Source organism: Streptomyces sp. NPDC058157 (genome assembly GCF_042884105.1).
In the GTDB taxonomy this organism is placed as follows: domain Bacteria; phylum Actinomycetota; class Actinomycetes; order Streptomycetales; family Streptomycetaceae; genus Streptomyces.
In genome coordinates, this window is record NZ_JBHVUQ010000322.1 from 1 (window position 1) to 5,552 (window position 5,552).

Consider the following 5,552-nt stretch of genomic DNA (forward strand, 5'->3'; position numbering starts at 1 on the left):
CGCGTGCGGCGGCCGTCGGTCGGCTGTCCGCGGCCGCCTGGGGGGCCGACGGGTCAGACGCGGTCGGCGGCGATCAGGACGTACTGGAAGGACCCGTCCCGGTAGGACTCGATGAACGCCTCCTCGATCCCGGTGACCAGGGAGGACGTGGCCCGCAGCTCCCAGTAGGGGAGGGTGTCGGGGGTCAGGTCGATCACGGCCTGGGGCACGAGGCGGTTGTCGGCCATGGCGCGCAGGTACTCGCGGCGGGAGTGGATGTTGCACTCGAAGTGGGCGTTGATCTGGGAGACCCACTTCGAGGGCTGGCCGTAACGCGGGTTCCAGCAGCCGGTGATGGTGACGTAGCGGCCGCCGACGGCGAGGACGCGGGAGTGCTCGGCCATCAGGTCGTGCAGGTCCACGTACATGCTGGACTCGTTGTTCCAGGAACCGGCGGCCTGACCGGTCTCGAAGGGCATGTCGAGCATGTTGCAGACCCGGGAGTGAACCGATTCCGCAATGCCCAGTTCCCGGGCGCGGTTGTTGCCGAAGTCGGCCTGCTTGGCGGAGAGGGTGACGCCCTCGACCTTGCAGCCGAAGCGCTGGTGGGCCATGACCATGGAGCCGCCGCGGCCGCAGCCGGCGTCCACGAGCGTGTCGTCGCGGCCGATGGCGCCGAGGTGGTCCAGGAGGAGTTCGGCCTGCGCCGATTCCAGCCGGTGCAGTTCGGCGACCAGCTTCTTCTCGTACTCGCTGTCCGCGGTGTCCCCGAGGGACGCGTGGTCGACGGCACCGATGCCGTAGTGGTGGTGGTAAAGGCCGTCGACGTCGCCGAGGCGCAGGTTGACGGGCCTGGCCTCCTCGTTCCAGTAGCGGGCGATGTCGCCCTGGTACGGGGTCGCCGGAGCGGGGATGAACGGGGTGGTGCTGACGGTGCTGGTCATGGATAAGTCCCCTCGTTTACCAGAAATCGGGCAGGGTGTATCGGTAGGTGTTGGATGCGTGCCAGTAGTGGTTGCCGTCGACCCATGCGGCCACGCCCTTGAGGAAGCGGGCCACGCGCGGGTCGGGGCAGGCCGCGGTGAGCGCGGCGGACTCGGCCTCGAACTCGTGCATGAGCTCGTTGTGGACCTCGACCGCCTTCAGGTAGGCCTCCTTGTCGGAGAGGCCCTCCTTCTCGGCGATGACCACCGGCAGGTTCAGGTGCTTGCCGGGGCTCTTGAGTTCCTTCATGTACGAGTAGAGGTCGTTGGAGATGGTGGTGGCGTTGCCGGCGAGCGCGATCACCCGTTGCATGGCGGGCAGGGCCTGGAGGTCCGCCGGGAGTTCGTAGCCGCCGACGGTGTCGGTGATCGTGGGGCAGGGGCGGAAGTTGTTGAACTGGCGCATCGCCAGGTACTCCCACACCTCCGGGACGTACTCCGTCACGTCCCAGGAGGCCTCGGCGAGGTACCCCAGGTGCAGCCGGGCCATGTCGTGCCGGAACCGGTCCGCCTGGGACGGGGTGGCCGCCCCGGCGAAGTACTCCATGGCCGAGCGGTAGGAGCGGCGGGCGGCGTCCGAGGAGAGCGATTCCTCCCAGGCCGGCTGGTACTCCCCCGTCGTGTGGACCGGGTCGAGGGCGGTGTGCGCCAGGAGCAGCCGGCCGCCGGCGTCGGGGGTGGTGGCGCCGTCCTCGCAGTAGGCGTCGTCGACCACGTTCTCGGCGACCATCAGCCGGGCGGCGAGCATCAGGTGGTCGAAGGTGGGCGCGTCGGGGTGGCAGGCGACCATGTAGCGGCTCACGGAGAAGCCGTCGAACCGGTCCTCCCACTCCGGGGGGAACGCCTGGACCTCGTCCACGGCCCACGCCTTGATCCGGCGGCTGAGCTCCGCCACGCGGACGGGGTCGGGCTCGGGTACGGGGTGGTGGTAGAGGCCGGGGATCGGCCGCATGTCCGCCGGGGCCGGGGGCTCCGGCGCGGCCGGAGTCCCCTCCGGGGCCGGGGGCTCCGCCGGACGGGCCCAGTGCAGGGCCGCCGTGCCCAGGCCGGCGGGGCCGCGCAGGATCCGTTCCAGGGCGGCCGGCGAGTGCGCGGCCTCTGCGGGCGCCGGCGGGTTCGGGGCCGGGGCCCCGGCCGCCGGGGCGGTGCCGAAGGGCAGCACCGGCCGGGAGGGCAGGGCCCGCGCGAGGACGGCGGCGGCCGCCGCGGCGCCGTCGGTGCGGACGGGTGCGAGGGCGTCGGCGAGGGCCGGGGCCCCGAAGCGGGCCGCCGGTGCGGGCGGGCCCGGCTGCAGGGGGGAAGGCCCGGGATCGGGCATCCGTGGCTCCTTGGTGGGGTGGTGTGGGCCGGCCCGGCTCCCGGGCGCGCTCGGTCGGCCCCGGGAGGGTTCGGGCCGTCGTGGCCTGGGGCGGCGGTGCTAGTCGCGCCTGCGGGCGATCTGGACGTTCTCCAGCACCCCGAGCGCGTCGGGCACGAGGATCGCGGCGGAGTAGTAGGTGGAGACCAGGTAGGAGATGATCGACCGCTCGTCGATGCCCATGAAGCGCACGGACAGGCCCGGCTCGTACTCCTCCGGCAGGCCGGTCTGGCGCAGGCCGATGACGCCCTGGTTGTCCTCGCCGGGGCGCATGGCCAGGATGGAGCTGGTGTTCTCCTTGGTGATGGGGATCTTGTTGCAGGGCAGGATCGGGACCCCGCGCCAGGCCGGCACCTGCTGTCCGCCGAGGTCGACGTGGTCCGGGTAGAGGCCGCGCGCGTTGAACTCGCGCCCGATCGCCGCGATCGTCTTCGGGTGGGCGAAGAGGAAGCGGGTGCCCCGGCGGCGGCAGAGGAGCTCGTCGAGGTCGTCCGGGGTGGGCGGGCCGGAGTGGGTCTGGATCCGCTGCTTGAAGTCGGCGTTGTGGAGCAGGCCGAACTCCCGGTTGTTGATCAGCTCGTGCTCCTGGCGCTCGCGCAGCGCCTCGATGGTGAGCCGGAGCTGTTCCTCGGTCTGGTTGTGCGGCCCGTTGTAGAGGTCGGCGACCCTGGTGTGGACGCGCAGGACGGTCTGCGCGACGGAGAGCTCGTACTCGCGGGGGTTGAGCTCGTAGTCCACGAAGGCGCCGGGGAGTTCGGCCTCGCCGGTGTGGCCGGCGGACATGGCGATCTCGGCCTCGCCGTGGCGGTTCTGGCGCTGGAGCGGCAGCGCGCTGAACTTGCGGATGTGCTCCTGGAGGAGGGGCGCCTGGGCCAGGACGGCGGCGAACTCGGCGCGGGAGAGCGTGAGCAGGGTGCCGGGGGTGTCGGCGGTGGCGGTGTAGTCCCAGGTGGCGTCGGCGTCGAGGAGGGCGTTCTCGCCGAAGCGCTCGCCGTCGGCGAGGACGGCGACCGCGACCTCGTCGCCGTACTTGCCGACGGAGGTCTGGCTGATGCGGCCGTGGGCGATGAGGTGGATCTGGTCGGCCGGGGTGCCGCGTTCGACGAGGACCTCGCCGGCCCGGAAGTCGCGCTGGACGCAGCGGTCGGCGAGGGCGGTCAGCACCTGGACGTCGTCGAAGCCGCGCAGCAGGGCGAGTTCGCCGAGCTCCTGGGGGATCACCCGGACGCTGGCGCCGTCCTGGACGAAGTCGATGGTGCCGTCGCCGACGGTGTAGCTCAGGCGGCGGTTGACCCGGTAGGTGCCGCCCTTGGTCTCCACCCAGGGGAGCATCCGCAGCAGCCACCGGGAGGTGATCTCCTGCATCTGCGGGGCGGACTTGGTGGTGGTGGCAAGGTTGCGGGCGGCGGCCGTGCTGAGGCTCCGCTGCTGGGGAGGTTCCTGCAGCTGCGCTTCGGGGCTGGTGTCAATGGTCATCGGACGAGCTCTCCTTCGTAAAACCGGAAAAAGAGGATGAATATCCGGGAATCCGTCCAGATCCTGAGGAACAGTAACGGCCGCGCCGCCCAATGGACCTTGAAATGCCGTGGGTATTACTTCGATGCAGTGATCTTTCTCGGCGGGATGTTTGCGGCGCCGACCAGCGGTGTTTCGGCCGGGGGCGCGAAAAGGCCCCTCCGGTCGCGCTGGTCGCGCGGCCGGAGGGGCCCGGGGGTGCCCGTCAGGGCCGTCCGTCAGGTGCGGTACGCGAAGTACGTGGCGCTCGGGTAAGAGGCCAGGATGCTCGCGAGCGACTTCCGGTACGTGTTGGTGGAGTGGTACGTCAGGTAAGGCATTCCGGCCTTGCTGCGGTACGTCACCATCATGGAGTGGTCCTTGGACCCGTCCCGGTTGAAGTCCGCCTGCAGGATGTCGCCGACGTCCAGCTGGTAGACGTTGGCCAGGTTGGCGGCCCGCTGGTTGGAGAGCGTGAACCAGGCCCACTCGTTGGCTCCGACCCACGAGTCCGACTGACGGCTGCCGTCGTACCACCAGTTGCGGTAGTCGGTCGAGGTGCCCGGTACCGGCTTCCATCCGCCCGCGTTCAGCGCCTGGCTGATGAAGTTGGTGCAGTCGCCGCCGTTGCCGCTGAACTTGCGGTACGCCGGGTTGTAGTTGCTCCAGTACTTCTCCGCGTACTGCGCCATGGCGGTGTAGTTGTACGCGCCGCCGGTCAGCGTCTTGGGCTTGGCCGTCGCCGGGTACGTGGTGGAGGCGGGCGTGCCGTCCGGGTACTGGTTGCCGTCGTCCTTGACGACGGCCGCCTTGGCGACGACGGGCTCGTTGACCGCTACGGGGCCGTTCTCCTGGGACTTGATCGTCTGGAGCTCCCAGTCACCGCCCTTCTTGCTGGTGAGGGTGAGCTCGTAGCGCGTCTTGAAGTCGGTGTTCGACGGCTCGTCGCCGTGCACCTTCTTGTAGGTGAGCGTGGTCTGCTCGGTGACCTGGACGGTCGCCTTGCCGCCGGTCACCGTGGCGCCGTCGACCGTGACCTTGGTGTCGGCGCCGCTGTAGACCTCGCCCAGCTGCGCCAGGCGGGTCTTGCGCTCGCGCAGCGACTGGATCGCCGCGGCCTCGTCCTTCTTCAGCCCGTCCGACACGCGGGCCTTCTTCTTGCCCCCCTGGCCGTGGCCGTGGCGCACGGTCTGGCCGTCCACCAGCGCCTGGGTGCGCTGCGAGAGCACGTCGTCCGCGAGGCGGGCGAAGGTCTCGGTGGTGGCCTTGTCGGCCGCTGCGGGCCCGGAGACGGCGTTTGCCGAGTAGGCGAAGAAGCCCCCGGACGCCACGGCCACGGTCAGGGCCGCGATGGCGGCGGGCCTGAACCTCTTAGGTATCACTGTTTTCCCCTTGTCACCCGGTCCACACGGACCGGGAGGACGGAATTTTCGCACAACTAGCCGACTGATTCGCCGCGTTCCGGTTTGTCACCGGATGCCCGGTAGGAACCGCCCATCAGCGCAGCCGTCCGACTCCGCTTCGTCACGCCGCAAGGGCTCCCGGCCACGGGGCGCGCCGACCGTGGGCACCTGGAACGGCTCACAGCAAATGCATCTAGGGTGTCCGGGAAAGCACGGAAGAGGGAGCATCCGCAGTGGCCAGGCACGATACGGGCGGAAGAGGGCGGTCCCGGGGCAGGCGCACGCCCTCGGACGCCGGCGCGGCGGCCCCCGCGGGCCGCAGGAGCGGGCCGGGGG

4 protein-coding genes are annotated in these 5,552 nt (G+C 70.6%); all 4 read right to left on the minus strand.

Going from position 1 to position 5,552, the window contains the following annotated elements; all coding sequences use genetic code 11:
* Positions 1-53: 53 nt before the first annotated feature.
* A complete protein-coding gene (locus ACFVXK_RS36835) occupies positions 54-923 on the minus strand; it encodes a geranyl diphosphate 2-C-methyltransferase (RefSeq protein ID WP_389621203.1) in 870 nt (289 codons plus the stop codon).
* A 16-nt stretch (positions 924-939) separates the two neighbouring features.
* Positions 940-2,280, minus strand: a complete 1,341-nt coding sequence (locus ACFVXK_RS36840) for a family 2 encapsulin nanocompartment cargo protein terpene cyclase (protein WP_389621206.1) — start codon at positions 2,278-2,280, stop codon at positions 940-942.
* A 99-nt stretch (positions 2,281-2,379) separates the two neighbouring features.
* Positions 2,380-3,795, minus strand: a complete 1,416-nt coding sequence (locus tag ACFVXK_RS36845; RefSeq protein ID WP_389621208.1) for a family 2B encapsulin nanocompartment shell protein — start codon at positions 3,793-3,795, stop codon at positions 2,380-2,382.
* Between the two features lie 257 nt (positions 3,796-4,052).
* Positions 4,053-5,195, minus strand: a complete 1,143-nt coding sequence (locus tag ACFVXK_RS36850) for an amidase domain-containing protein (RefSeq protein ID WP_389621211.1) — start codon at positions 5,193-5,195, stop codon at positions 4,053-4,055.
* Positions 5,196-5,552: the final 357 nt, after the last annotated feature.

What these genes read in the sequence shown, in the direction of transcription:
- ACFVXK_RS36840 (WP_389621206.1), bottom strand. Translation starts at nt 2,280, where the DNA reads ATGCCCGATCCCGGGCCTTCCCCCCTGCAGCCGGGCCCGCCCGCACCG.
- ACFVXK_RS36845 (WP_389621208.1), bottom strand. Translation starts at nt 3,795, where the DNA reads ATGACCATTGACACCAGCCCCGAAGCGCAGCTGCAGGAACCTCCCCAG.
- ACFVXK_RS36835 (WP_389621203.1), bottom strand. Translation starts at nt 923, where the DNA reads ATGACCAGCACCGTCAGCACCACCCCGTTCATCCCCGCTCCGGCGACC.